Source organism: Streptomyces polyrhachis, assembly GCF_042663125.1.
In the GTDB taxonomy this organism is placed as follows: Bacteria; Actinomycetota; Actinomycetes; order Streptomycetales; family Streptomycetaceae; genus Streptomyces; species Streptomyces polyrhachii.
Window position 1 is genome coordinate 58,517 of sequence record NZ_JBHSZO010000001.1, and the last position, 23,944, is coordinate 82,460.

The following is a 23,944-nucleotide window of genomic DNA, read 5'->3' on the forward strand; positions in this document are numbered from 1 at the left end:
GGGTGCCCGGCTTTGTGGCGTTCCTGCAACACGGGCGGTCGCGGTGGCCGTTGGCGGGCGCCGGGCCGCCCTCAGCCCGGGCCGCCCTCAGCCCGGGCCGCCCTCAGCCCGGGCCGCCCTCAGCCCAAGCCGCCCTCAGCCCAAGCCGCCCTCCCGCATCTGCCGCAGCTCCTTCTTCATCTCGTGCACCTCGTCGCGCAACCGCGCCGCCGTCTCGAACTGCAGCTCCGCCGCCGCGGCGCGCATCCGGTCCGTCATGTCCTCGATCTGGCGCGTGAGATCGGCGACCGGGGTGTCCGTCGGCCCGCCGCGCTTCGCCGCCTTCGCCGCTTTGCGCCCGCTCCCCGGTGTGCTGCCGCCGTCCTTCTTGGCCGGGGCGGGACGGGAGGAGCGGTAGCCCGTGCCGAGCAGTTGCTCGGTGTCGACCTCCTCGCGGGCGATCTGCGCGACGATGTCGTTGATCTTCTTGCGCAGCGGCTGCGGGTCGATCCCGCGCTCCGTGTTGTACGCGATCTGCTTCTCCCGGCGCCGGTTGGTCTCGTCGATGGCCTTGGCCATACCGGGCGTGATGCGGTCGGCGTACATGTGGACCTGGCCGGAGACATTGCGCGCGGCGCGGCCGATGGTCTGGATCAGCGAGGTGCCCGAGCGCAGGAAGCCCTCCTTGTCCGCGTCGAGGATCGCGACCAGCGAGACCTCCGGCAGGTCCAGGCCCTCCCGCAGGAGGTTGATGCCGATCAGCACGTCGTACTCCCCGGCGCGCAGCTCGCGCAGCAGCTCGATGCGGCGCAGGGTGTCGACGTCGCTGTGCAGATAGCGCACCCGGATGCCCAACTCGACGAAGTAGTCCGTGAGGTCCTCGGCCATCTTCTTGGTCAGCGTGGTGACCAGCACCCGCTCGTCGCGCTCGGCGCGCTCGCGGATCTCGTGCACCAGGTCGTCGATCTGGCCCTCGGTGGGCTTGACCACGACCTCCGGGTCGATCAGCCCGGTCGGCCGGATGATCTGCTCGACCACGCCGTCGCCGCGCGACAGCTCGTAGGCCCCCGGGGTGGCGGAGAGGTAGACCGTCTGGCCGATGCGCTTTTGGAACTCCTCCCAGCGCAGCGGCCTGTTGTCCAGGGCGGAGGGGAGGCGGAAGCCGTGCTCCACGAGGGTGCGCTTGCGGGAGGCGTCCCCCTCGTACATGGCACCGATCTGCGGGACCGTGACGTGCGACTCGTCCAGCACGAGCAGGAAGTCGTCGGGGAAGTAGTCGAGCAGCGTGTACGGCGGGGTGCCCGGCTCGCGGTCGTCCATGTGCAGCGAGTAGTTCTCCACACCCGAGCAGGTGCCGATCTGCTGGAGCATCTCCAGGTCGTAGGTGGTGCGCATGCGCAGCCGCTGCGCCTCCAGCAGCTTGCCCTCCTTCTCCAGCGAGCCGAGCCGCTCCACCAGCTCCTTCTCGATGCCGGTGACCGCCTTGCGCAGCCGCTCCGGGCCGGCGATGTAGTGCGAGGCGGGGAAGACGTACGTCTGCTGCTCGGTGCTGATCACCTCGCCGGTGAGCGGGTGCAGGGTGGAGAGGGCCTCGATCTCGTCGCCGAACATCTCGATCCGGACGGCCAGCTCCTCGTAGACCGGGAAGATCTCGATGGTGTCGCCGCGCACCCGGAAGGTGCCGCGGGTGAACGCCTGGTCGTTGCGCGCGTACTGGATGTCGACGAAACGGCGCAGCAGCGCGTCGCGGTCGATCTCCTCGCCGACCTTGAGCGGGACCATCCGGTCCACGTACTCCTGCGGGGTGCCCAGGCCGTAGATGCAGGAGACGGAGGCGACGACGATCACGTCGCGGCGGGTGAGCAGCGAGTTGGTGGCGGAGTGGCGCAGCCGCTCGACCTCCTCGTTGATAGAGGAGTCCTTCTCGATGAAGGTGTCCGTCTGCGGGACGTACGCCTCGGGCTGGTAGTAGTCGTAGTACGAGACGAAGTACTCGACGGCGTTGTGGGGGAGCAGCTCGCGGAACTCGTTGGCCAGCTGGGCGGCCAGGGTCTTGTTCGGCGCCATCACCAGGGTCGGCCGCTGCATCCGCTCGATGAGCCAGGCCGTCGTCGCCGACTTTCCGGTGCCGGTCGCGCCGAGCAGGACGACGTCCTTCTCGCCGTCCTTCAGGCGCTGCTCCAGCTCGTTGATGGCGGCGGGCTGGTCACCGCTGGGCTGGAAGGGGCTGACGACCTCGAAGGGGGTCGCCATGCTGCGTTCGATCTGGGGTACGGGCCGCATGGATCCACCGTACGGCGAGGCACTGACAGCGGCACCGGGATCCGTACGCCGGCGGTCTTCACCCGCGCCGACTCGCTGTTGGTATTGCGGCCATCCCGCATCTGTACTCCCGTGGGCCCCGGCTGCCACTCTCGACAGATGCCCGTCCGCGGCCGCCCGTCCACGAGCGGCCCGGGTGATCCGAGCAGCAAGGAGACCGGATGCACTCCCGCGCCACCACACGCCTTGCCACCACCGCACTGGGGCTGGCCGCAGCCCTGCTGGCCACCGTCTCGGCGACGGCTGCCGCGAGCGCCGCCGAGCAGCCGCGCGGCGTCGTGACCGTCGCCCACCGCGGCGCCTCCGCCTACGTGCCCGAGAACACGCTCGCCGCCATCGACGCGGCACGTGACCTGGGCATCACCTGGGTGGAGAACGACGTGCAGCGCGCCAAGGACGGCACGCTCGTCATCCTGCACGACCCGACGCTGGCGCGGACCACGGACGTGGAGCAGAAGTTCCCCGACCGCGCCCCCTGGAACGTCTGGGACTTCACCTGGGAGGAGATCTCCACCCTGGACGCGGGCAGCTGGAAGGGCCCGCAGTGGGCGGGGCAGAAGGTGCCGAGCATGGAGCAGTACATGAACCGGGTGGAGGAGAACGACCAGCGCCTGGTGCTGGAGATCAAGCGCCCCGAGTACCACCCGAACCTGGCGGAGGACACCGTCGAGGAGCTGGACCGGCTGGGCTGGCTGGACCGCACCCACGTGGAGAAGAAGCTGGTCGTGCAGTCCTTCGGGGCCGACTCCGTCAAGACGGTGCACGCGCTGCGGCCCGGGGTGAAGACGGCCTTCCTGGGCACTCCGGCGATCGCCGACCTGCCGGAGTACGCGGCCTTCGCCGACCAGATCAACTCCACGCACACCACGGTGTCCCCGGAGTACTACGCCGCCGTGCACGCGCTGACCGGGCCGCACGGCCGGCGGCTGGAGGCGTACACCTGGACCGTGGACGACCCGGCGCGGGCGGTGCGGCTCGCGGGCTGGGGCGCGGACGGCATCATCACCAACAAGCCGGACGTGGTGGAGAGGGCGCTCGTCGCCGCGGGCTACGCGAGCCGCACGGAGGACTGAGTTCTTTCGTCCGCGGACGGGGAGGGCGCTGCCCCTCCTCGTCCGCGGCAGGTACGGGTGTCAGTCGCGCCGGTCGAACATGGACGGCTCGAAGTTCCCGGCCTCCGGCGTCTCGGCGGCGAGCAGGGCGTCCTCCTCATCGCGGTGGCGCCACTCGCGCTCCAGCGGGTCCATGCCGACGAAGAGCCCCACGAAGACCAGCAGCAGCACCGGGCCGATGAGGATGGGCGTCAGGATCTCGGCCGGGGTGCGGCCGGTCAGCTCGCCCGCGGCGTGCGTCAGGTGCACGCTGAGGGCCTCCATCGCGGTGTAGTGCATGCCGCAGACGGCGACGCCCATGATCAGGGCCGCGCCGATCGCGACGCCGAAGGTCTTCACCGTCATGGCCAGCCACAGCGCGGCCGTCGCGGCGACCACGGCGATGATCACCGAGAGGGTGACGACGGGGGCGGAGTACATCTGCCGGGCGCCGTCCATCCGCATGCCGGCCATGCCCGTGTAGTGCATGCAGGCCACACCGAGGCCCGTGATCATGCCGGCGCCCGTGAGGGCGAGGGGGGTGCGGCCCCGGTAGCCGACGATGAACACGCCGATGCCGACGACCACGACGGCGATGACGAGGCTGGCGAGGGTGATCAGCAGGTCGTAGTTGATCTGCACGTCCCGCGCGGTGAAGCCCATCATCGCGATGAAGTGCATGGTGAAGATGCCCGTCCCGATGGCCACCGCGCCGAGCGCCAGCCAGCCGAGCCTGCGCGAGGGCTCCACCGCCAGCGCGCGCATGGTGCAGCGCAGGCCGAGCGCACTGCCGAGGACTGCCATGCAGTAGGCGACCACAGGGGTGAGCAGATCGTACGTAAAGCCGTCGACCGGCACCGCATCTTGCATGAGGGGGACTCCTCGGGGCTCGGACCTGGGCGGGGAACCCGCGGTGGCCGACCCGCTACTCGGGGTACTTGACTTATTTGATCATTCGTGGCATTGCGAGAAGCAATGCTAGTGGTGCGCGCCGAGCGGAGCGACCAGTTCCGACCTTTGTCCGACTACGTCGATATGGAATCGGTACCCCCTTTGACCAGCGGTGACCGTTGGAGTGCGAGGAGTGTCAGTGGGGGTGTCTAGGCTGCGAGACATGAATCACTCGACGTTCGCCTGGTGCGTGACGGACAGCCCGATCGGCCCGCTGCTGCTCGCCGCGACGCCCGCGGGGCTGGCGCAGGTGGCCTTCCACACGGACCGGGAGGCGGCCCCACCGCTGCTGGAGCGGCTCGCCGCCCGGCTCGGGGCGCGGCCCGAGGAGCAGGCCGCCGACCCCTCTCCGGGGGCCGGAGCGGTCCTGGCCGAGGCGGTGCGGCAGCTGGAGGAGTACTTCGCCGGGAGGCGGCGGATATTCGAGCTGCCCCTGGACTGGTCGTTGTGCACGGGGTTCAACCGCCGGGTGCTGCGGGAGCTGGACGCCACCGTGCCCTTCGGCGCGGTGGCGGGATACGGGGAGTTGGCGGAGCGGGTGGGCGAGCCGGGCGCCTCGCAGGCCGTGGGGCGGGCGATGGGGGCCAATCCGCTGCCGGTGGTGGTCGCCTGCCACCGGGTGGTGGAGAGCGACGGCGGGCTCGGCGGTTTCGGGGGCGGGCTGGAGACGAAGCGCCGGCTGCTGGCGCTGGAGGGGGTGCTGCCGGAGCCGCTGTTCTAGGGCCCCTTTCCGGAGCGCGGGCAGGGGGTGTCGGAGCAGGCGGGGGGCGGAGGAGTGAGCAAGGGGGGCTCTTGGGAGGGCTTCTGCCGAACGCACGTTCTGGGAGACTGCGCACGTGACGACGACCGAATCGACCCGCGCCCAGGCAGCCGCGCCCTCCGCGGCCGAGCTGCCCCGTATCCGCCGCCGGACGACCGCGGTGCTGGTGCTGACCCAGGTGCTCGGCGGGCTGGGGGTGGCCATCGGGATCGCGCTGAGCGCGCTGCTCGCCCAGGAGACCTCGGGCTCCGAGGCCCTCTCGGGGCTGGCCGCGACCTCCAGCGTCGCCGGCACCGCGGTGCTCGCGCTGCCGCTCGCCTCGCTGATGTCCCGGCGCGGGCGGCGGGCGGGGCTGGTGCTGGCGTATCTGATCGGTGCGGCGGGGGCCGCGCTGGTGGTGCTGGCCGCGGTCGTGGGGAGCTTCCCGCTGCTGCTGCTCGGCATGGCCGCCTTCGGCGCGGGGTCCTCCGCCAATCTGCAGGCCCGGTTCGCCGCCGCCGACCTCGCCGAGCCGCGGCACCGGGGGCGCGCCATCGCCACGGTGGTCTGGGCGACGACGGTGGGCGCGGTGCTCGGCCCGAACATCGCCGGGCCGGCCGGGCGCAGCGTCACCGGGCTCGCCGACGGCCGCATACCGGCGGCGGCCGGGCCGTTCGTCTGGGCCGCCGGGGTGTTCCTGGTGGTGGCGGTCGTGGTCGCGGTGGCCCTGCGGCCCGACCCGCTGCTCACCGCGCGGGCGCTGCTCGGCCCCCAGGACTCCGGGCGGCCGGAGAGCCGCTCCCTGCGCGCCTCGGTGGCGGCCGTGCGGGTCTCGCCGATGGCGCGCCTCGCCCTGCTGACCATCGCGGTCTCGCACACCGCCATGGTCGCGATCATGGTGATGACGCCGCTCGACCTCGTCCACCACGGCGCCGACATCGAGTTGATCGGGCTGGTCTTCAGCAGCCACATCCTCGGGATGTACGCCTTCTCGCCGGTGATGGGCTGGCTGGCCGACCGCTCCCCCGGCGGGCCGCCGGCCCCGGGCGCGGCCCCGGTGGGGCGAATATCCGTGATCGGGCTGTCCGTCGTGCTGCTGTCACTGGCCGCGCTGCTCGCCGGCACCGCGCGCGGCGACCACGTGCAGAGCGCCGCCGCCCTGTTCCTGCTGGGCCTGGGCTGGTCGGCCGGGCTGGTGGCGGGCTCCGCGCTGCTCACCGACTCGGTGCCGCAGGAGGCCCGGGCGGGCGTGCAGGGGCTGGCGGACCTGTCGATGAGCTCCCTCGCCGGGGCGGGCGGCGCGCTGGCCGGCGTGGTGGTCGCGCAGGCCGGATACGGCTGGCTCAACGCGCTGGGCGCCTGCCTGCTCGTACCCGTGGCTGTCCTTGCCCTGCTGACTCGTGGCAGGATGCCGCGCACCAGCTGACGGAATGACCGCCTCCAGGGAGGACGTGGGAGTGAGCAAGCAGATCGCCCTGCTGCGCGGGATCAATATCAGTGGCCATAACAAGATCCCCATGGCCCGCCTGCGCGAGGTCCTCACCGAGCGGGGCTACGGGAACGTCACCACCTACGTGGCCAGCGGGAACATCGTCTTCGACGATCCCGGCACGGTTCCGGAGAAGACCGCGGTGGCGGTCGCGGCGGCGATCGAGGAGGAGTTCGGGCTGCGGATCCCGGTGGTCGTGCGCACCCGTGACGAGATAGCGCGGCTGGTCAGGGACAACCCGCTCCCGGAAGGCCCGGCCGAACCCGCGCGCTTCCTGGCGGTGTTCCTCTCCGCCGAGCCGCACGGCACCTGGTTCCAGCAGGACGATCCCGCGCTCTACGAGCCGGACCGCTATGCCATGGGCGACCGGGTCGTCTACGTCTGGTGCCCGAACGGCCTGGGCACCTCGAAGCTCGCGGCGAAGTTCGCCAACCGCAAGCTCGCGATCACCGCCACCGCCCGGAACTGGAACACGGTGCTCAAGTTGCTGGAGTTGGCGGACGAGTAGAGAGGGGTGGACCTGTCCGGAGTCGTCCGGACGGTCGGAGCCGCTCGGATCACTCAGGAGTCGCCGTATGAGCCCGCTGGACCGCCGACGTTTCCTCACCTCCGTCGGAGCGCTCGGCGCATTCACCACCTCCGGCCTCGAACCCGCCGCAGCGCACGACGGACCCGGCGGCGGCGCGGCGGACAGGGCGGACGGCAGCGACGGCATCGACGACATGGACGGTATGGACACCGCACCCGCGGCCGAGGCCCTGGCCCGGCTGCTGCCCGGCCACCACACCCAGATCCGGCTGCACGCGCTGCCCGCGGACTCCGGCGGCGACCGCTGGACCGTGCGGGCGGTTCCCGGGGGGCTGGCGGTCGGGGGTACGACGCCGGCGGTCATGGTCGCGGCCGTCGGCACGTACCTGCGGCAGACGGCCCGCGCCGACATCTCCTGGAACGGCGAGCAACTCGCCCTCCCCCCGCGGCTTCCCGCCCCCGCCGCCCCCCTCGCCGGCCGGGCCCTGGTCCCCCACCGCTTCGCCGGCAACGACACCGTCGAGGGCTACACCGGCGCCTACCGCACCTGGGCCCAGTGGGAACGCGCCCTGGACGTCCTGGCCCTGCACGGCGTCAACGAGGTGCTGGTCCACGTCGGCACCGACGCCCTCTACCACGCCGTCCTGGGCGAGTTCGGCTACTCCGACGCCGAGGCCCGCGCCTGGATCCCGGCGCCGGCCCACCAGCCCTGGTGGGTGCTGCAGAACATGTCCGCCTTCGGCGGCCCCGTCTCCGCCCGCCTGCTCGCCGCCCGCGCCGAACTGGGCCGCAGGATCACCCACCGGCTGCGCGAGCTCGGCATGACGCCCGTCCTGCCCGGCTACTTCGGCACCGTCCCCGAGGACTTCGCCGTCCGCAACCCGGGCGCGCGGGTCGTACCGCAGGGCGGCTGGGTCGGCTTCCAGCGCCCCGGCTGGCTCGATCCGCGCGATCCCCACTTCGCCCGCGTCGCCGCCTCCTTCTACCGCCGCCAGCACGAACTGCTGGGCTCCGACCGCTCGGCCGGGCTGTACAAGATGGACCTGCTGCACGAGGGCGGACGGCCCGGCGACGTCCCCGTCGGCGAGGCCGCGCGGGCCGTCGAGGCTGCGCTGCGCACCGCGCGCCCCGAGGCGCTGTGGGCGGTCCTGGGCTGGCAGCACAATCCGCGCCGGGAGATCCTGCAGGCCGTGGACCGCACCCGGATGCTGATCCTCGACGGCCTCTCCGACCGCTTCCCCACCGTCGTGGACCGCGAGGCCGACTGGCTGGGCACCCCGTACGCCTTCGGTTCCATCTGGAACTTCGGCGGCCACAGCGCGATGGGCGCCAACACCCCCGACTGGCTGGAGCTGTTCCCCCGCTGGCGCGACAAGGCAGGCAGCGCGCTGGCCGGGGTGGCGGTGCTGCCGGAGGCCGCCGACAACAACCCGGTGGCGCTCGCCCTGCTCACCCAGCTCGCCTGGACACAGGGGGAGATCGATCCGGCGGCCTGGTTCCGCTCGTACGCCCTCTCCCGCTACGGCGCCCCCGACGAGCACGCCGCCGCGGCCTGGGAGGTGCTGCGCACCACCGCGTACGGCACCCGGCGCACCGACTCCTTCAGCGAGTCGGCCGACAGCCTCTTCTGCGCCCGCCCCGCGCTCACCGCCGCGGCCGCCGCCGCCTGGAGTCCGCGCCGGGAGCGCTACGACACCACGGCCTTCGACCGCGCCCTGACCGAACTGCTGGCGGTGGCGCCGCGGTTGCGCGCCAGCTCGGCCTACCGCTACGACCTGATGGACGTGGCGCGCCAGGTCCTCGCCAACCGCAGCCGGCTGCTGCTGCCGCAGCTGCGGGCGGCGTACGAGGACGGAGACCGGGCCCGCCTGGGTGAACTGTCGGCGCTGTGGCTGGAGTTGATCCGCCGCTCGGACCGGATCGTCGCCACCGACCCCCAGCACCTGCTCGGCCGCCATCTGGCCCAGGCCCGCTCCTGGGCGGCGGACTCCCGCGAGGCCGCCCGGCTGGAGTACGACTGCCGTTCCCTGCTGACGACCTGGGGGCCGCGCTCCGGCAGCGAGGCGGGCCTGCACGACTACGCCAACCGCGACTGGCAGGGGCTGCTCGGCGACTTCTACCACGGCCGCTGGGCGCGCTACCTCGCGGAGCTGGACGCCGCGCTGGCCGAGGGCCGCGCGCCGCGGGAGATCGACTGGTTCGCGCACGAGGACGGCTGGGCGCGGCAGACGGGCGGCGGCTATCCGACCGAGCCGCAGGGCGACATCACGCTGCTGGCCGGGGAGTTGGCCCACGCCCTGGCCCGCGACCCGCACCAGGTCCTGCTGAGCGCCGCCGTCTCCCGGGGCGCGGACTCATCCGTCACGCTCACGGCCACGCTGACCAACCGCAACGGCTTCGCCGCCGCCCGCACGGTGGGGCTGCGGCTGCCGCTTCCGCCGGGAGTGCGGGCCGAGGCGCTGACACCGCTGTACGCCGACGGGTTGGCGCCCGGCCGCTCGCTCACCGCGCGCTGGCGGCTCCCCCTCCACGACGCCTCCGAGCCGGTGCTGCGGCTGCCGGTGCGCGCGGAGTTCACCGCGGCGGGGCGGGCGGGGAGCGCCGTCGCCGCCGTGCGGCTGGTCGCGGCGCCGGGGGTGGCGGCCCCGTACCGTACGGCCGACTTCAACCAGGCGGTCTTCGGCGCCTCGGGCGCCCGGCTGGCGATCGAGGGCGGGGGCGCCGATCTCTGGGGGCGGACCAGTCAGTTCGGTGCGGTCTATCGCGCGGACGCCCTGGCCGACGGCGCCACCGCGACCGTGCGCGTCACGGGCCAGGAGGCCACGGGGCCGTGGGCGCGCGCCGGACTGATCGTACGCTCGGACCTGGCGGTGCAGGGCGCTCCCGGCTTCCTCAACCTGGCGGTGACGCCCGAGCACGGCTGCGTGCTCTCGTGGGACACCGACGGCGACGGGACGCTGGACGCGAACAGGCCGGCGGGCGCCTTGCGGCCGCCGGTACTGCTGCGCCTCACCCGCAACGGCGACACGTACACCGGCAGTTGCTCGGCGGACGGCGCGCGCTGGCAGCAGGTCGGCTCGGCCACCGTGCCGGGCGGCGGGGCGGCAGCGGACGTGGGCGTCTTCATGACGGCCGCCGGAACGCGGCGCGGGGTCGCGGAGTTCGAGGACTTCACCGTGGCCTGATCCCGCAGCCTGGGACCACGGCGGAATCCGGCGGAAAACCACTGCCCCGCGCGCACCCGCGCCCGTACGCTCGCAGCACGATGGACGAGAAGAAACTGATCCGCACCTCCAAGCGCCTCTCCCACTGCCTGCGCCACGACCCGGGCCGCTACGGGCTGCGGCTGGACGAGGCGGGCTGGGTGGCGGTGGACGAGCTGCTGGCGGCGCTGGCGCGGCACGACGCGGGCGTCACGCGGGCGGAGTTGGAGGCGGTCGTCGCGGGCAACGACAAGCGGCGCTTCGCCTTCTCCGACGACGGCCGCCTGATCCGCGCCAGCCAGGGCCACAGCATCCCCGTGGACCTGGGGTACGAGGCGGCGGTGCCGCCGCCGGTGCTGTACCACGGCACGGTGAGCGCCGCCCTGGGTGCGATCCGGTCCGAGGGCCTGCGCCCGATGCGCCGCCACGCCGTGCACCTGTCGGCCGAGGTGGAGACGGCCCGGCGGGTCGGCGCGCGGCGCGGGCGGCCGGTGGTGCTGCGGGTGGCGGCGGGCGAACTGCACGCGGCGGGCCGGGAGTTCCGGCGCAGCGCCAACGGGGTATGGCTGGTGGACGCGGTACCACCGGAGTACCTGGCCTCGTACGAGGACTGAGCAGCGGGAGCTTGCCATGCGGGTTTCGCCCGACGTGCACGACGCCCTGGACGCGGGGCGCCCGGTCGTCGCCCTGGAGTCGACGATCATCGCGCACGGCCTGCCCCGGCCGCGCAACGCGGCCGTCGCCGTCGAACTGGAGTCCCTGGTACGGGAGTCGGGCGCGGTCCCGGCCACCGTCGCGGTCATCGACGGCGTCGCGCACGTGGGGCTCGGCAAGGCGGAGCTGGACCGGGTCGCCCAGGACGGGGCGATGCGCAAGCTGGGCGCCCGCGACCTCGCCGCGGCGTGCGCGCTGGGCGCCTCGGGCGCCACGACCGTCTCCGCCACCGCGCACCTCGCCGCCCGCGCCGGCATCCGGGTCTTCGCCACCGGCGGCCTCGGCGGGGTCCACCGCGACTGGACGAGCACGCAGGACGAGTCGGCGGACCTGGCGCTGCTGGCGCGCACCCCGATCGCGGTGGTGTGCGCGGGGGTGAAGTCGATCCTGGACGTGGGCGCGACGCTGCAGCGGCTGGAGACGCTCGGCGTGACGGTCCTGGGCTACGGGACGCGGGAGTTCCCCGGCTTCTACCTGCGCTCCTCGGGCCATCCGGTGGACTGGACGGTGGACGGCCCCGCGCAGGCCGCGGCGGTGCTGCGGGCACAGGAGGAGCTGGGCGTGGCGTCGGCGGTGGTGGTCGCCAACCCGGTCGCGGAGGCAGCGCAGTTGGACCCGGCCCTGCACGACCGGGTGCTGGCGGCCGGGCTCGCGGCGGCCGGGCGCGAGGGGGTGTCGGGGCAGGCGGTGACGCCGTTCCTGCTGGCCTACCTCACCGAGCACACGGCGGGCGCGTCGCTGGAGGCGAACCTGGCGGCGGTGCGCGGGAACGTCCGGGCGGCGGCGGAGATCGCCGGGTGCCTGTAGCCGACGGGGGCCTGCTGGTCGTCGGCGACGTCGTCACGGACCTCGTCGCCCGCCACACCGGCCCCCTGGCCGCCGGTACGGACACCGCGGCCCGCATCCGTACGCTGCCGGGCGGCGCCGGCGCCAACGTGGCCGCCTGGGCGGCGCGTTGCGGCCCCGTACCGGTGCGGCTGCTCGCCCGCGCGGGCCGGGACTCGGCCGCCTGGCACGAGGCGGCGCTGCGCCGGGCGGGCGTGGAGCCGTGGCTGCGGATCGACCCGGAGCTGCCCACCGGGGTGGTGATCGCGCTGGTGGACGGCGCCGAGGCGGGCGAGCGGACCTTCCTCACCGACAGCGGCGCCTCCTTCGCACTGGGCCCGGCGGACTGGGACGCGGCGCTGCTGGCGGGGGTGCGGCACGTGCACCTCTCCGGCTACCTCCACTTCACCGCACCGGGGCGGGAACTCGCCGCGCTGGTCAGGGAGTCGGCCCACGCGCAGGGCGCGACGGTGAGCGTGGACCCCGCCTCGGCGGGCTTCATCCGCGTGCTGGGGGTGGGCCCGTTCCTGGCCGCCGTGCGCGGCGCCGACCTGCTGCTGCCGAACGCCTCCGAGGCGCTTCTGCTCACGGGCCGCGTCCACGTACGGGAGGCGGCCGAGGAGTTGAGCCGTATCCACGGCACGGCGGTGGTGACGCTCGGCGCGCACGGCGCGCTGGTCGCCCAGGACGGGAGGCCGACCGCGCGGGTCCCGGCGGTGGCGGCGCGGGTCGTGGACACCACGGGGGCGGGCGACGCCTTCACCGGCGCCTTCCTCGCGGCCCGGCTGACCGGCGCAAAGCCCCGGGAGGCGGCGCGGGCGGGCTGCCGGGCGGCGTCGACGGCGGTGACGATCGTGGGCGGGCGCCCGCCCGCCACGACTCAGGACCAGCCGTAGCGCAACCGCAGCCGGTGGACGACGAGGTGGAAGCGCTGGCGGTCCAGCGCGCACGCCTCGCGGCGCATCCCCGCGGGATGCACGCGCAGCACGCGGTCGAGGTCCACCCAGGAGTCGCGCCCCGAGCGGTCCCAGGGACCCGAGCCCAGCGCCACCCACTCGCGGTCCTCGTCGTGCCGCTTGGAGGACAGCTGGACGGCCAGCAGCGTGCCGGCGCCCTCGCGGGCCACCACCAGCACCGGGCGGTCCTTGCCGCGGCCGTCGTTCTCCTCGTACGGCACCCACGTCCAGACGATCTCGCCGGGGTCGGGGTCGCCGTCGGGGTCGGGGGCGTAGGCGGTGCGGACGCTCCCCGCGCCGCGGGGCTCCATCTCGACCGTGGCGCCGGGGCCGTACTGACCGGGGTATGCGGGGCTGGGGTTCGTTTCGCTCACGGGCAGGCACGTTAGCGTGCGGCGGCCGGTTTGGGCTACGCGCCGGTAGGGCGCACCCTGGAGGGAGGGAGTTGAGCGGCATGCCCCGTACCGGCGACGAACCGATCCACGCGCGCAGTCCGCTGCGGATGCGCTTCTGGCTGGCGCTGTGGGGGACGGCGCTGATGATCGCGCTCACAGTGGGCTTCGCGCTCACCGAGCGCCCCGGCTGGGCGGCGGGGACGGCCGCGCTGGCGGCGCTCACCGCCGTGGACCTGCTGCTGATCCGCCGCCACATCCGCCAGGGGCCGCACTACCAGCCCGGCCCCGACATCCCGCCCTACGCACCGGCGGACCCGCCTGCGGACGGGGACGGAAGAACGAAGCGTCCCGGGGAGGACCCCCGGGACGCCGGTGGGGAGCGCTGAACGGCCACGGCACGTGGCACGCCGGCGCCCCGCCTCAGCCGCTCTTGCGGCGGAACTCCCGCTTGCTGCCGGCCGGCCCGCGCCCGCCGTGGACCTTCGAGCCGTCCTGCCCGGGGCCGCGGCCGCCCTTGCCGCCCTTGCCCTGCTGCTTGCGCGCCAGGGCCTCGCGGAAGCGTCGCTTGACCGCGTCCTCCTGGTCCTCAACGGTCTCGGCAGCCTCGGCGGGCGGCGTCTGCGCCGTGTCCTCGCTGCTCGCTGCGTCTTCTGCGGTCATATACGGGCCCCAACTCTCTCGGCGATACGGGCCCAGCCTCGCACGGACAGCCCGCGGATGGCGAACGGATTGGCCCCACCTCGCCCGCCGGGGCGCCCGATGGCGGGAAAACCCCCTGCTCGGGGAAGGCTGTCAGAGGCACCCTGTAGCGTTCGCGGCTATGGACTACCACCAGGTGCTCGCCGAACTGGAGTCGGCCGAACGGGAGCTGGGGCTCGACGCCCTGGATCCGGACGAAGCCGACCCCGAGCCCACCGTGCCCCAGCCCCGCCGCCCCCTGTCCCCCCGTCTGATACCGGGCCACCGCACCCCCTGACCCCGCGCACCGGGCCCGACCGGCGCCGCCGGGCGTCAGGGGCAGCCCGGGTTGTCGGCGTCCACCGCGAGGGGGGCGTTCTTCGGGATCAGGTAGGTGAGGTAGAGGACGACCGGTTCCGGGCCGAGGTTGCGGCCGATGTGGATGTCCCTGGGGCCGCCCGTCTCCAGGACCGTGTCGCCGGGGCCGGAGACCTCCACCGTGCAGCCCTTGGCCTTGGTGCGGGTCAGGGTGCCCTCCTTCACCACCGCCAGGACCTTGCCGGGGTGGTAGTGCCAGCCCGTGGAGCCGCCGGGGGCGATGGTGACCGTGCGGAAGACCACGTCCGTGGGGCCCTTGGTCCGTATGTCGAGGCTGTCCGCCGAGGTGCCCCTGGCCAGCTCCGCGGCCGTCACCCCCGAGCCGGGCGTGGCGGTCGCCGCCGTGGGCAGGAACGCCAGCGCCGCGATGCCGGCAAGTACTATCGCGCCCTTGAGCAGTCGGGCCCAACTTCCGTATCTCATCTACGATTTCCCCCTCAGTGGCCGCACGCGTAATCGAACGCGGCCACCCTAGCGGGGACGCTCACCCCCCGGACAGGCGATCTCCGGCCAGGCGCGCGGCCTCGGCTCGCAGCTGCGCCCACAGCTCGCGCACCCGGGGCTCCAGCTCCGCCAGCGGCCCGTCGTTGGGGATCACGTGGCCGGCCACCGCCAGCCGCTCCTCGCGCGTCGCCTGCGCCGCCATCCGCGCCCGCGCCTCGTCCTGCGTCATCCCGCGCAGCTCCACCAGCCGCCGCAGCCGCGTTCCGGTGCCGGCGTCCACCACGACCACCGTGTCGTAGAGCGGGGCGAGGCCGTTCTCCGCGAGCAGCGGCACATCGTGCACGGTGATCGCCTCGGGGCCGGCCGCGGCCTCCAGCTCCGCCGCGCGCGCGCCGACCAGCGGGTGCACGATCGCGTTCAGCGCGCGCCGGCGCGCCTCGTCCGCGAAGACGAGCGCGCCGAGCCGGGGCCGGTCCAGACCGCCGTCCGGGGCCAGCACCTCCGGCCCGAACTCGGCGACGACGGCGGCGAGTCCGGGTGTGCCGACGGCGACCACCTCGCGGGCGATCCGGTCGGCGTCGATGACGATCGCGCCGTAGGAGGCGAGGAGCCGCGACACCTCGCTCTTGCCGGCGCCGATACCGCCGGTGAGTCCGACCTTGAGCATGCCAGCACCCTACGCGACGGGATGCCAGCGCCGATCAGCCCATCCGCGCAGCCCCCGCAGCGCCCTCAGCCCGCCTCGCCCTCCCCCTCGCGCTCGGCGAGGAAGCGCTCCAACTGGCGCCCCAGCTCCTCGGCCGACGGCAGCTCCGCCGACTCGGCGATCAGATTGCCCCGGCTCTCGCCGCCGGACGCCGCGTCGTACTGGTGCTCCAGCCCGCGGACCAGGCCCACCAGCTCGTCGTCGCCCTCGGCCACCTGCCGGTCGATCTCGTGGCGCACCCGCAGCGCCTCGGTACGCAGTGCGTGCGCCACCGAGGGCAGCACCAGCCCGGTGGCCGCGGTGATCGCCTCCAGCACGGTCAGCGCCGAGTCGGGGTAGGTGGACCGGGCGAGGTAGTGCGGGACGTGCGCGGCGACACCGAGCACGTCGTGGCCGGCCTCCGCGAGGCGGTACTCGACGAGCGCCTCCGCGCTGCCCGGGACGGTCGCCTCGTCGAAGTAGGCGGTGTGGCCCGGGATCAGCTCGACGCGGTTGCCGTGCGGGGTGATGCCGACGGGACGGCTGTGCGGCACGCCCATCGGGATGCCGTGGAAGTTCACGGAGAGGCGGACGCCCAGCCGCTCGACGATCTCGCGCACGGCGGTGGCGAACGCCTCCCACTCCACGTCCGGCTCCGGCCCGGACAGCAGCAGGAACGGCGCTCCGGTGGCGTCGCGCACCAGGTGCAGTTCGATGACCGGGGCGTCGTACGCGGCCCAGTGGTCGCCCTTGAACGTCATCAGCGGCCGGCGCGCCCGGTAGTCGACCAGCCGGTCGTGGTCGAAGCGCGCCACGACCTCGTGCGGCATCGCGTCCAGCAGCCGCTCGACGAGTTGTTCGCCGGTCTCCCCGGCGTCGATGAATCCGTCGAAGTGATACAGCATGACCAGGCCGGCCGAGTCGTGGTCCGTGATGGCCTCGACCGCGGCGAGCCCGCTGGGGTCCCATTCGTACATACCCATGTAGCTAGTCAACTTCCGCACCCGCGCGGTGATTCCCGCCGCCCTTACGCGCAGGGCGAACCCACCCGCGCACCCCCGGAAAAGCGGGCGGGAAAAGCGGGCGGGCCCGCCCCCCGAAGGGGACGGGCCCAACCACGTGCCGCAGTGCGACGGTGACCTCGAAGGTCAGCTCTGGCCGCCGGCCAGCTTCTCACGGAGCGCGGCGAGCGCCTCGTCGGAAGCCAGGGCGCCGGAGTCCTCGGCGGTCTCGGAGGAGTACGAGCCACCGCCGCCGCCACCGGACGCGACCGGAGCGGCGTCGCCGCCCTCGGCCGCGGCCTGGGCGTCGGCCTCACGGGACTTGACGACCTGAGCCTGGTGCTGCTCGAAGCGGGTCTGGGCCACGGCGTACTGGCCCTCCCACTCCTCGCGCTGCTTGTCGAAGCCGTCCATCCACTCGTTGGTCTCCGGGTCGAAGCCCTCGGGGTAGATGTAGTTGCCCTGGTCGTCGTACGTGGCGGCCATGCCGTACAGGGTCGGGTCGAACTCGACCTCCATCGGCTCGGCACCGAAGGCCTCGTTGGCCTGCTTCAGCGAGAGGCTGATGCGGCGGCGCTCAAGGTCGATGTCGATGACCTTGACGAAGATCTCGTCGTTGACCTGGACGACCTGCTCCGGGATCTCCACGTGGCGCTCGGCCAGCTCGGAGATGTGGACCAGGCCCTCGATGCCCTCGTCCACGCGGACGAACGCACCGAACGGAACCAGCTTGGTGACCTTACCCGGGACGACCTGACCGATCTGGTGCGTGCGGGCGAACTGCTGCCACGGGTCCTCCTGCGTCGCCTTCAGCGACAGGGAGACACGCTCGCGGTCCATGTCGACGTCCAGGACCTCGACCGTGACCTCCTGGCCGACCTCGACGACCTCGGAGGGGTGGTCGATGTGCTTCCAGGACAGCTCGGAGACGTGGACCAGACCGTCGACGCCGCCCAGGTCCACGAAGGCACCGAAGTTGACGATCGAGGAGACGACGCCGGAGCGCACCTGACCCTTCTGGAGGGTGGTGAGGAACGTCTGGCGGACCTCGGACTGGGTCTGCTCAAGCCAGGCACGGCGGGACAGGACCACGTTGTTGCGGTTCTTGTCCAGCTCGATGATCTTGGCCTCGAGCTCCTTGCCCACGTAGGGCTGGAGGTCGCGGACGCGGCGCATCTCGACGAGGGAGGCCGGCAGGAAGCCACGGAGGCCGATGTCGAGGATGAGACCACCCTTGACGACCTCGATGACGGTACCGGTGACGATGCCGTCCTCTTCCTTGATCTTCTCGATCGTGCCCCAGGCCCGCTCGTACTGAGCGCGCTTCTTGGACAGGATGAGACGGCCTTCCTTGTCCTCCTTCTGGAGAACCAGGGCCTCGATCTCGTCGCCGACCTTGACGACCTCGTTCGGGTCGACGTCGTGCTTGATCGAGAGCTCGCGGCTCGGGATCACACCTTCGGTCTTGTAACCGATGTCGAGCAGGACCTCGTCCCGGTCGACCTTCACGATGACGCCGTCGACGATGTCGCCGTCGTTGAAGTACTTGATCGTCTCGTCGATCGCGGCGAGGAAGGCTTCCTCGTTACCGATGTCGTTGACCGCTACCTGCGGGGTGGTGGCGGTGGTCTCGGTGCTGCTCGTCATGTGGGTAAGGGCTCCGGTACGGACAGTGAGTCGTAGGTACTGCTACGCCGAGAGCCCGTTAACCGCACCACTGAAGCCGGACAGCCTTGACGGCGCCCTACACGGGAGCCTGCGAAGACTCCTGCGGAGCGCCTCGAGAACCGAGGGGACATACAACTGATGCGAGCGCGACCTGCTCTGTCTGAGGAGCGCAGGCCCGCAGCGCAACTTGTAGCATACGGGGGCAGCCGGGCAGGGTCAATGCGCGAAGAGGTGCACCTGGGGCAGCAGGGTGCATTTCCGGCGCGAATGGCCGTGAATGACCATGAGTTGCCAGAACCGACCGGTCCGAAATCAGAGCCGGCCGACCGCTGATCCGGAAGGTTGCGACGGTATCCGTGATGAACCAGGCCCCCGAACTCGACGACCCGGGCGACCCCTACGACGTCGACGAGGCCGCCCAGGCCGTGCGGCGCCGCGCCACCGACACGGAGAGCCGCGGCGCCAACCGCGGCTGGTGGGACCGCCACGCCGACGAGTACCAGAGCGAGCACGGCGCCTTCCTCGGCGACGACCGCTTCGTCTGGGGGCCGGAGGGCCTGGACGAGGAGCAGGCGGGGCTGCTCGGCCCGGTCGCGGGGCGCGACGTACTGGAGATCGGCGCGGGCGCGGCGCAGTGCGCGCGCTGGCTGGCCGGCCAGGGCGCGCGGCCGGTCGCGCTGGACCTCTCCCACCGCCAGTTGCAGCACGCGCTGCGCATCGCCGCCTCCGTGCCCGACTCCCCCGCCCTCCCCCTGGTGGAGGCGGACGCCTCGGCGCTGCCCTTCGCCGACGGCTCCTTCGACCTGGCCTGCTCGGCGTACGGGGCGCTGCCCTTCGTCGCCGATCCGGTGGCGGTGCTGCGGGAGGTGCGCCGGGTGCTGCGGCCGGGCGGTCGTTTCGTCTTCTCCGTCACGCATCCGATCCGCTGGGCCTTTCCGGACGAGCCGGGTCCGGAGGGCCTGTCGGTGTCGGCCTCCTACTTCGACCGCACGCCGTACGTGGAGCAGGACGAGGCGGGCGAGGCGGTCTACGTGGAGCACCACCGCACGGTCGGCGACCGGGTGCGGGACGTGGTGGCGGGCGGTTTCCGGCTGGTGGACCTGGTGGAGCCGGAGTGGCCGGCGTGGAACAACCAGGAGTGGGGAGGGTGGTCCCCGCTGCGGGGGCACCTGATCCCCGGCACGGCGATCTTCGTCTGCGAGCGCTGAGCCCTCGGCCGTACGGGCGGGTGGGCGCCCGGCGTCCGCCACCGGGGAGACTGGCCCCGTGACGCTGCGCCGTGAAGCCCTGGAGAGCCTGCCCGTACGCACCGCGCTGCCGGAGCTGCGCGCGGCGCTGGAGTCGGGCGGGGCGGCGGTGCTGTGCGCGCCGCCGGGGACGGGCAAGACGACGCTGGTGCCGCTGGAGCTGGCGGGGCTGACCGGGGAGGGCCCCGCGCGGCGGGTGCTCGTCGCCGAGCCGCGGCGCATCGCGGTACGGGCCGCCGCGCGGCGGATGGCGTGGCTGCTGGGCGAGCCGGTGGGGCAGCGGGTCGGCTTCACGGTGCGCGGCGAGCGGCAGGTGGGCGCCGGTACGCGGGTGGAGGTCGTGACGACGGGTGTGCTGCTGCGGCGCCTGCAGCGCGATCCGGAGCTGGCCGGGGTGGACGCGGTGGTCCTGGACGAGTGCCACGAGCGGCATCTGGACGCGGACACGGCGGTGGCGTTCCTGCTGGACGTACGGGCGGCGCTGCGGCCGGAGCTGCAACTGGTCGCCGCCTCCGCCACCACCGACGCGCAGGGCTGGGCGCGGCTGCTGGAGGCGCCGGTGGTGGCGGCGGCGGGGGTGTCGTATCCGGTGGAGGTGGTGCACGCGCCGCCGCTTCGGCCCGTACGGCCGCCGCACGGGATGTCGGTGGATCCGGCGCTGCTGGAGCACGTCGCGGGGGTGGTGCGCCGCGCGCTGTCGGAGCGGGCAGGGGACGTGCTGTGCTTCCTGCCGGGGGCCGGGGAGATCGCGCGGGTGGCGCGGCTGCTCGCCGGGGCGCCGGCGGAGGTGCTGCAGGTGCACGGGCGGGCGTCGGCGCAGGTGCAGGACGCGGTGCTCGCCGGGGACGGGGCGGGCCGGCGGGTCGTACTGGCCACCTCGGTGGCGGAGTCGAGCCTGACGGTGCCCGGGGTGCGGGTCGTGGTGGACGCGGGGCTGGCCCGCGAGCCGCGGGTGGACCATGCGCGGGGGCTGTCGGCGCTGACGACCGTACGGGCCTCGCGGGCCGCCGCCCGCCAGCGCGCGGGGCGGGCGGGGCGCGAGGCGCCGGGGTGGGCGTACCGCTGCTGGACGGAGGCGGAGGACGGCAGGCTGGCGCGTTTCCCCTCGCCGGAGATCGCGGTGGCCGATCTGACGGCGTTCGCCCTGCAGGCGGCCTGCTGGGGTGATCCCCAGGCGGCGGGGCTGGCGCTGCTGGACGCGCCGCCTGCAGGGGCGATGGCGGCGGCCGGGGCGGCGCTGCGGGCGATCGGCGCGGTGGACGGGGAGGGCCGGGTGACACAGCGCGGTCGGCGGATGGCCGGTCTGGGCGTGCATCCCCGGCTGGCGCGGGCCCTGCTGGACGGTGCGGCGGAGGTCGGCGCGCGCACGGCGGCGGAGGTGGTGGCGCTGCTGAGCGAGGAGCCGCCGCGCTCCTACGGCGACGATCTGGCGGCGGCCTGGCGCCGGGCCCGCACGGACTCGGACGCGTACGCGGCGAGGTGGCGCACGGAGGCGCGGCGGCTGGAGGGGGCGCTGGGGGCAGGAGGTGCAGGGGATGCAAGAGGCGCGAGCCCGTCCGGCCCCCACACCCGCCCAAGGGTAGGCGGCACCACCGACAACTCCCCCGCCCCGCCTGCCCGCTCCCTCCCGCGTGACGCCGCCGCCGGTCTGATCGCCGCGCTGGCCTTCCCCGAGCGGATCGCGCGCAGCCGCGGCGGGCACGGCTATCTGATGGTGTCGGGGACCGGCGCCGAGAAGGCCGCCGGGAGCGGCGCCGGCCGCAGCGCCGCCGGGAGCGCCGACCGCAGCACACCGGCGGCCCCCGAGTGGCTGGCCGTCGCCGTCGCCGACCGGCCCGTCGGGAAGGCCGCCGCCCGGATCCATCTCGCCGCGCCCATCGACGAGGGCACCGCCCGCGCCGCGGCGGCCGCGCTGCTGCGGACCGACGACGACATCCGCTGGGACAGCGCCCGCGCGGCCGTCACCGCGCGCCGCGTCACCCGGCTGGGCGCGGTCGAGCTGGCGGAGCGCCCGCTGCCCGCCCCGGACCCGGCGGCCGTACGGGAGGTGGAGCTGGCGGCGCTGCGCCGCGAGGGGCTGGGGCTGCTGCGCTGGTCGCCGGAGGCCCTCGCGCTGCGCCGGCGGCTGGACTTCCTGCACCGCACGCTGGGCGCGCCGTGGCCGGACGTCTCGGACGCGGCGCTGCTGGCGGGCGCCGGAGAGTGGCTGGGGCGGGGCGTGGCCCGTACGGACGTACGACAGGTGCTGACCGCGCTGCTGCCCTGGGCGGGCGGGGAGGCGGCGCGGCTGGAGGAGTTGGCGCCGGAGCGGCTGGAGGTGCCCAGCGGCTCGCGGGTGCGCATCGACTACGGGCCCGAGCAGCCGGTGCTGGCGGTGAAGCTGCAGGAGTTGTTCGGGCTGGCGCGGACGCCGACGGTGGCCGGGGTGCCGCTGCTGATCCACCTGCTCTCCCCCGCCGGGCGCCCGGCGGCGGTGACCTCGGATCTGGCGTCCTTCTGGGCGCGGGGCTATCCGGCGGTACGGGCCGAGCTGCGCGGCCGCTATCCGCGCCATCCCTGGCCGGAGGACCCCCGCGCGGCGCCGGCGACCCGGCGGGTGAACGCCCGGCGCGAGAGCGGGCGTTGAGGGGACGGACGGGGCCCCGGCGGATGTCCGCCGGGGCCCCGTCCGTTGCGTGCGTCCGCTACGGCGTCGGCGACGCGGTCGCCGTGTCGGTCGCCGCAGGGGTCGGCTCCGCGATCGGCGCGAGCGTCGGCGCCGTGGTCGGGTCGCTTGTCGGCGCCGGGCTCGGGTCCGTGGTCGGATCGGTCGTCGGGTCCGGCGTGGGCGTCGGCTCCGTGGTCGGCGCCGCGGTGACCGTCAGCGTCAGATAGACCGTCTTGCCGCCGGCCGCCTTGAGCTGGAGCGCGAAGGTGCCCGTGGTGCCGTCCGCGTAGAGCTGCGGGACCGACACCTGGCCGGCGGCGTCCGTGCGCAGCTCGCGGGAGCGCACCGCGCTGCCGTCGGCGGCCTTGAAGTACGGGCCCGCCGTGACGGCGTCCGGAGGGTCCGCGGAGGCGACGATCGTCGCGGTGACCGCCGTATCGGCGACGGCGGTGTCCCCGTCGGTGGCCTTGAAGCGTAGGCCGTCGGCGAAGGCGGTGGACTCCGCGGCGCTCAGCGCGCCGCCGCCGTCGACCCGGGTGAGCGCGTCAGCGGTACGGGCCGTGACGGAGGCGGCGAAGTCGACGCCGACTGTGGCGCGGGTGGCGAGCGCGGCGTGCACCGTGAAGGCGCCGGTCGTCTCACCGGCGAGGATGTCGGGCGCGGTGGCCGTACCGTCGCCGCCGGTGGTGACGACCGCCTCGCTCGCGCCGCCGGAGAAGCGGGCGCCGGTCGAACCGGTGATCGTGAAGCGGACCTTGACCGCGGCGACGCCGGAGCCGGCGTTGGTGGCGGCCTTGACGCTCACCCGCTCGCCGAAGGTCCGCCCCTGGACGGCGGTCAGGGCGCCGGTGCCGTTGTCGAGCAGCCGGGCCACGCTCAGCGCCGGGTCGGCGGGCGGGGGCGTCGGCGAGGGCGGGACGGTCCCGGGGGGCGTGCTCGACGGCGGGGTGGGGGCGGGCGCCGGCGGGTCGCCACCGCCGCCGCCACCGCCGCCGCGGCGCTCGCCCGCGTCGGCCGGCGGGTCGTCGCTGCGGGGGCCGGGCAGCGGGCCCGTCCCGTTGGGGACGGAGTGGGCGCCGGTGCGGTAGTAGTCGTACCAGTACAGGACGGTGCTCAGATACTCCCGCGAGGGGTTGTAGCTGAGAATGGCCTGTTCCCGGCCCTGCACGGTGGCCAGGTCGCGGTCGTGCGCGCAGAGGTAGCGGGCGGCGGCCAGCGCGGCGTCGAAGATGTTGTTGGGGTCGCGCTTGCCGTCGCCGTTGGCGTCGGCGCCCCAGGAGCTCCAGGTGCCGGGGATGAACTGCATCGGGCCGACCGCGCGGTCGTAGCGGGCGTCGCCGTCGTAGCGGCCGCCGTCGGTGTCCTTTATGTTCGCGTAGTCGCCGCCGTCCAGGACCGGGCCGAGGATGGGGCTGCGGGTCGTGCCGTAGACGTCGACCGCGCCGCCGCGGGCGTGGCCCGACTCGACCTTGCCGATCGCGGCGAGGAGCTGCCACTTCAGGTTGCAGCGCGGCTTGGCGCGGCGCAGCTGCGCCTCGGCCTTCTTGTACGCCTGCAGCACGGTGGCCGGGATGCCCGCCTCGTAGGCGCCCTGGGCGCCGGGGGAGGTGGTGGGGCTGTCCGGCACGGCGAGCGGCGGGAGGTCCGTGTAGTAGGGGGACCCGCCGGTGGCGGTGTCCTCCAGGTCCTCCAGCGCGATGTCCTCCGGCTTGCTGTCGCCGGGCCGGCCGTCGGCGACCGCCAGGAAGGTCTCCGGTGCCTGGGAGGCGGTGAGCGCGGCCATCGCCGCGGCGGCGACCGCCGTCGTCGCCGCTCCCCTACGCAGTCGCCGTCCGAATTGCGCCGCCATGATGCGTCGACCCTCCCGTTGTACCCCTTCGCGGCACTGGGCGAGCGCCGCGATCCCGGTGACCCTAACCCAACTGCCGGGGAGGATCTAGCAGTCACCTGCCGTGTACGACGCGCTTCGGCCGCCGGGCGGTTGCCGTTCATCCGGCGTGCACC

At 74.1% G+C, this 23,944-nt stretch carries 21 protein-coding genes; 12 read left to right on the forward strand and 9 right to left on the reverse strand.

The features are described from left to right. Positions 1-135 precede the first annotated feature (135 nt). The gene (gene uvrB / locus ACFQLX_RS00255) at positions 136-2,262 is read right to left on the reverse strand and encodes an excinuclease ABC subunit UvrB (protein WP_386410207.1); all 2,127 of its coding nucleotides are present in this window, start codon (positions 2,260-2,262) and stop codon (positions 136-138) included. A gap of 200 nt (positions 2,263-2,462) precedes the next feature. Here uvrB and ACFQLX_RS00260 point away from each other — a divergent pair, with 200 nt between their 5' ends. Further along, complete coding sequence (locus tag ACFQLX_RS00260) at positions 2,463-3,374, forward strand: glycerophosphodiester phosphodiesterase (protein WP_386410210.1); 912 nt, start codon at positions 2,463-2,465, stop codon at positions 3,372-3,374. Between the two features lie 60 nt (positions 3,375-3,434). On the opposite strand, the gene ACFQLX_RS00265 is transcribed toward ACFQLX_RS00260, so the two are convergent. After that, positions 3,435-4,262, reverse strand: coding sequence for an MHYT domain-containing protein (locus tag ACFQLX_RS00265; RefSeq protein WP_386410213.1), 828 nt, complete (start codon positions 4,260-4,262; stop codon positions 3,435-3,437). 244 nt (positions 4,263-4,506) lie between these two features. On the opposite strand from ACFQLX_RS00265, the gene ACFQLX_RS00270 reads away from it, so the two are divergent. The 7 genes from ACFQLX_RS00270 to ACFQLX_RS00300 all read left to right on the forward strand — a co-directional run bounded on the left by ACFQLX_RS00270 (position 4,507) and on the right by ACFQLX_RS00300 (position 12,737). Next, the gene (locus ACFQLX_RS00270; RefSeq protein WP_386410216.1) at positions 4,507-5,064 is read left to right on the forward strand and encodes a methylated-DNA--[protein]-cysteine S-methyltransferase; all 558 of its coding nucleotides are present in this window, start codon (positions 4,507-4,509) and stop codon (positions 5,062-5,064) included. Between the two features lie 115 nt (positions 5,065-5,179). Then, positions 5,180-6,508 carry an MFS transporter gene (locus tag ACFQLX_RS00275; RefSeq protein ID WP_386410219.1) on the forward strand — a complete coding sequence of 443 codons (1,329 nt, stop codon included), beginning with the start codon at positions 5,180-5,182 and terminating at the stop codon, positions 6,506-6,508. Positions 6,509-6,539: 31 nt separating this feature from the next. Beyond that, a complete protein-coding gene (locus ACFQLX_RS00280; protein WP_386410222.1) occupies positions 6,540-7,079 on the forward strand; it encodes a DUF1697 domain-containing protein in 540 nt (179 codons plus the stop codon). 67 nt (positions 7,080-7,146) lie between these two features. Further along, positions 7,147-10,284, forward strand: coding sequence for an alpha-N-acetylglucosaminidase (locus tag ACFQLX_RS00285; protein ID WP_386410225.1), 3,138 nt, complete (start codon positions 7,147-7,149; stop codon positions 10,282-10,284). A gap of 80 nt (positions 10,285-10,364) precedes the next feature. Beyond that, positions 10,365-10,916 (forward strand): RNA 2'-phosphotransferase, encoded by a 552-nt coding sequence (locus ACFQLX_RS00290; RefSeq protein ID WP_386410228.1) that lies wholly within the window; start codon positions 10,365-10,367, stop codon positions 10,914-10,916. A gap of 16 nt (positions 10,917-10,932) precedes the next feature. Further along, entirely contained in the window at positions 10,933-11,823 is an 891-nt protein-coding gene (locus ACFQLX_RS00295; RefSeq protein WP_386410231.1) for a pseudouridine-5'-phosphate glycosidase, read from the forward strand. Further along, complete coding sequence (locus ACFQLX_RS00300; protein WP_386410234.1) at positions 11,814-12,737, forward strand: carbohydrate kinase family protein; 924 nt, start codon at positions 11,814-11,816, stop codon at positions 12,735-12,737. The genes ACFQLX_RS00295 and ACFQLX_RS00300 overlap by 10 nt, the downstream gene beginning before the upstream one ends. On the opposite strand, the gene ACFQLX_RS00305 is transcribed toward ACFQLX_RS00300, so the two are convergent. Further along, on the reverse strand, positions 12,722-13,108 hold the full coding sequence (locus ACFQLX_RS00305) for a type II toxin-antitoxin system PemK/MazF family toxin (protein WP_386410657.1): 387 nt from the start codon (positions 13,106-13,108) through the stop codon (positions 12,722-12,724). The two genes, ACFQLX_RS00300 and ACFQLX_RS00305, sit on opposite strands and share 16 nt — an antisense overlap. Before the next feature lie 143 nt (positions 13,109-13,251). On the opposite strand from ACFQLX_RS00305, the gene ACFQLX_RS00310 reads away from it, so the two are divergent. After that, positions 13,252-13,578 (forward strand): DUF6343 family protein, encoded by a 327-nt coding sequence (locus ACFQLX_RS00310; protein ID WP_386410237.1) that lies wholly within the window; start codon positions 13,252-13,254, stop codon positions 13,576-13,578. A gap of 34 nt (positions 13,579-13,612) precedes the next feature. On the opposite strand, the gene ACFQLX_RS00315 is transcribed toward ACFQLX_RS00310, so the two are convergent. After that, positions 13,613-13,852 (reverse strand): DUF5302 domain-containing protein, encoded by a 240-nt coding sequence (locus ACFQLX_RS00315; RefSeq protein WP_386410240.1) that lies wholly within the window; start codon positions 13,850-13,852, stop codon positions 13,613-13,615. A gap of 160 nt (positions 13,853-14,012) precedes the next feature. Between ACFQLX_RS00315 and ACFQLX_RS00320 the strand changes: the two genes are divergently transcribed. Beyond that, positions 14,013-14,168 carry a hypothetical protein gene (locus ACFQLX_RS00320; RefSeq protein ID WP_386410242.1) on the forward strand — a complete coding sequence of 52 codons (156 nt, stop codon included), beginning with the start codon at positions 14,013-14,015 and terminating at the stop codon, positions 14,166-14,168. A 35-nt stretch (positions 14,169-14,203) separates the two neighbouring features. Here the strand turns inward: ACFQLX_RS00320 and ACFQLX_RS00325 are convergent, their stop codons facing one another. From ACFQLX_RS00325 to rpsA, 4 genes are all read right to left on the reverse strand, one after another. Continuing rightward, the gene (locus ACFQLX_RS00325) at positions 14,204-14,671 is read right to left on the reverse strand and encodes a cupin domain-containing protein (protein WP_386410245.1); all 468 of its coding nucleotides are present in this window, start codon (positions 14,669-14,671) and stop codon (positions 14,204-14,206) included. A 61-nt stretch (positions 14,672-14,732) separates the two neighbouring features. Beyond that, the gene (gene coaE / locus ACFQLX_RS00330) at positions 14,733-15,359 is read right to left on the reverse strand and encodes a dephospho-CoA kinase (RefSeq protein WP_386410248.1); all 627 of its coding nucleotides are present in this window, start codon (positions 15,357-15,359) and stop codon (positions 14,733-14,735) included. A gap of 65 nt (positions 15,360-15,424) precedes the next feature. Further along, positions 15,425-16,360, reverse strand: coding sequence for a PAC2 family protein (locus tag ACFQLX_RS00335; RefSeq protein WP_386410251.1), 936 nt, complete (start codon positions 16,358-16,360; stop codon positions 15,425-15,427). A gap of 165 nt (positions 16,361-16,525) precedes the next feature. After that, positions 16,526-18,025 (reverse strand): 30S ribosomal protein S1, encoded by a 1,500-nt coding sequence (gene rpsA / locus ACFQLX_RS00340; protein WP_386410254.1) that lies wholly within the window; start codon positions 18,023-18,025, stop codon positions 16,526-16,528. 380 nt (positions 18,026-18,405) lie between these two features. On the opposite strand from rpsA, the gene ACFQLX_RS00345 reads away from it, so the two are divergent. Together ACFQLX_RS00345 and hrpB are read left to right on the forward strand one after the other, a co-directional pair. Continuing rightward, on the forward strand, positions 18,406-19,254 hold the full coding sequence (locus ACFQLX_RS00345; protein WP_386410257.1) for a class I SAM-dependent methyltransferase: 849 nt from the start codon (positions 18,406-18,408) through the stop codon (positions 19,252-19,254). A 58-nt stretch (positions 19,255-19,312) separates the two neighbouring features. Beyond that, positions 19,313-21,919 carry an ATP-dependent helicase HrpB gene (gene hrpB / locus ACFQLX_RS00350; RefSeq protein ID WP_386410260.1) on the forward strand — a complete coding sequence of 869 codons (2,607 nt, stop codon included), beginning with the start codon at positions 19,313-19,315 and terminating at the stop codon, positions 21,917-21,919. Between the two features lie 58 nt (positions 21,920-21,977). On the opposite strand, the gene ACFQLX_RS00355 is transcribed toward hrpB, so the two are convergent. Then, positions 21,978-23,789, reverse strand: a complete 1,812-nt coding sequence (locus ACFQLX_RS00355; protein ID WP_386410263.1) for a lytic murein transglycosylase — start codon at positions 23,787-23,789, stop codon at positions 21,978-21,980. Between the last annotated feature and the right edge of the window lie 155 nt (positions 23,790-23,944).

Excerpts from the sequence above, each read along its gene's own strand:
- ACFQLX_RS00285 (WP_386410225.1), top strand. The coding sequence starts at position 7,147 with ATGAGCCCGCTGGACCGCCGACGTTTCCTCACCTCCGTCGGAGCGCTC.
- ACFQLX_RS00335 (WP_386410251.1), bottom strand. The coding sequence starts at position 16,360 with ATGGGTATGTACGAATGGGACCCCAGCGGGCTCGCCGCGGTCGAGGCC.
- ACFQLX_RS00320 (WP_386410242.1), top strand. The coding sequence starts at position 14,013 with ATGGACTACCACCAGGTGCTCGCCGAACTGGAGTCGGCCGAACGGGAG.
- ACFQLX_RS00295 (WP_386410231.1), top strand. The coding sequence starts at position 10,933 with ATGCGGGTTTCGCCCGACGTGCACGACGCCCTGGACGCGGGGCGCCCG.
- ACFQLX_RS00260 (WP_386410210.1), top strand. The coding sequence starts at position 2,463 with ATGCACTCCCGCGCCACCACACGCCTTGCCACCACCGCACTGGGGCTG.
- ACFQLX_RS00325 (WP_386410245.1), bottom strand. The coding sequence starts at position 14,671 with ATGAGATACGGAAGTTGGGCCCGACTGCTCAAGGGCGCGATAGTACTT.
- rpsA (WP_386410254.1), bottom strand. The coding sequence starts at position 18,025 with ATGACGAGCAGCACCGAGACCACCGCCACCACCCCGCAGGTAGCGGTC.
- ACFQLX_RS00355 (WP_386410263.1), bottom strand. The coding sequence starts at position 23,789 with ATGGCGGCGCAATTCGGACGGCGACTGCGTAGGGGAGCGGCGACGACG.
- ACFQLX_RS00290 (WP_386410228.1), top strand. The coding sequence starts at position 10,365 with ATGGACGAGAAGAAACTGATCCGCACCTCCAAGCGCCTCTCCCACTGC.
- uvrB (WP_386410207.1), bottom strand. The coding sequence starts at position 2,262 with ATGCGGCCCGTACCCCAGATCGAACGCAGCATGGCGACCCCCTTCGAG.
- ACFQLX_RS00345 (WP_386410257.1), top strand. The coding sequence starts at position 18,406 with ATGAACCAGGCCCCCGAACTCGACGACCCGGGCGACCCCTACGACGTC.
- coaE (WP_386410248.1), bottom strand. The coding sequence starts at position 15,359 with ATGCTCAAGGTCGGACTCACCGGCGGTATCGGCGCCGGCAAGAGCGAG.
- ACFQLX_RS00305 (WP_386410657.1), bottom strand. The coding sequence starts at position 13,108 with ATGGAGCCCCGCGGCGCGGGGAGCGTCCGCACCGCCTACGCCCCCGAC.
- ACFQLX_RS00315 (WP_386410240.1), bottom strand. The coding sequence starts at position 13,852 with ATGACCGCAGAAGACGCAGCGAGCAGCGAGGACACGGCGCAGACGCCG.
- ACFQLX_RS00265 (WP_386410213.1), bottom strand. The coding sequence starts at position 4,262 with ATGCAAGATGCGGTGCCGGTCGACGGCTTTACGTACGATCTGCTCACC.
- ACFQLX_RS00310 (WP_386410237.1), top strand. The coding sequence starts at position 13,252 with ATGCCCCGTACCGGCGACGAACCGATCCACGCGCGCAGTCCGCTGCGG.
- ACFQLX_RS00270 (WP_386410216.1), top strand. The coding sequence starts at position 4,507 with ATGAATCACTCGACGTTCGCCTGGTGCGTGACGGACAGCCCGATCGGC.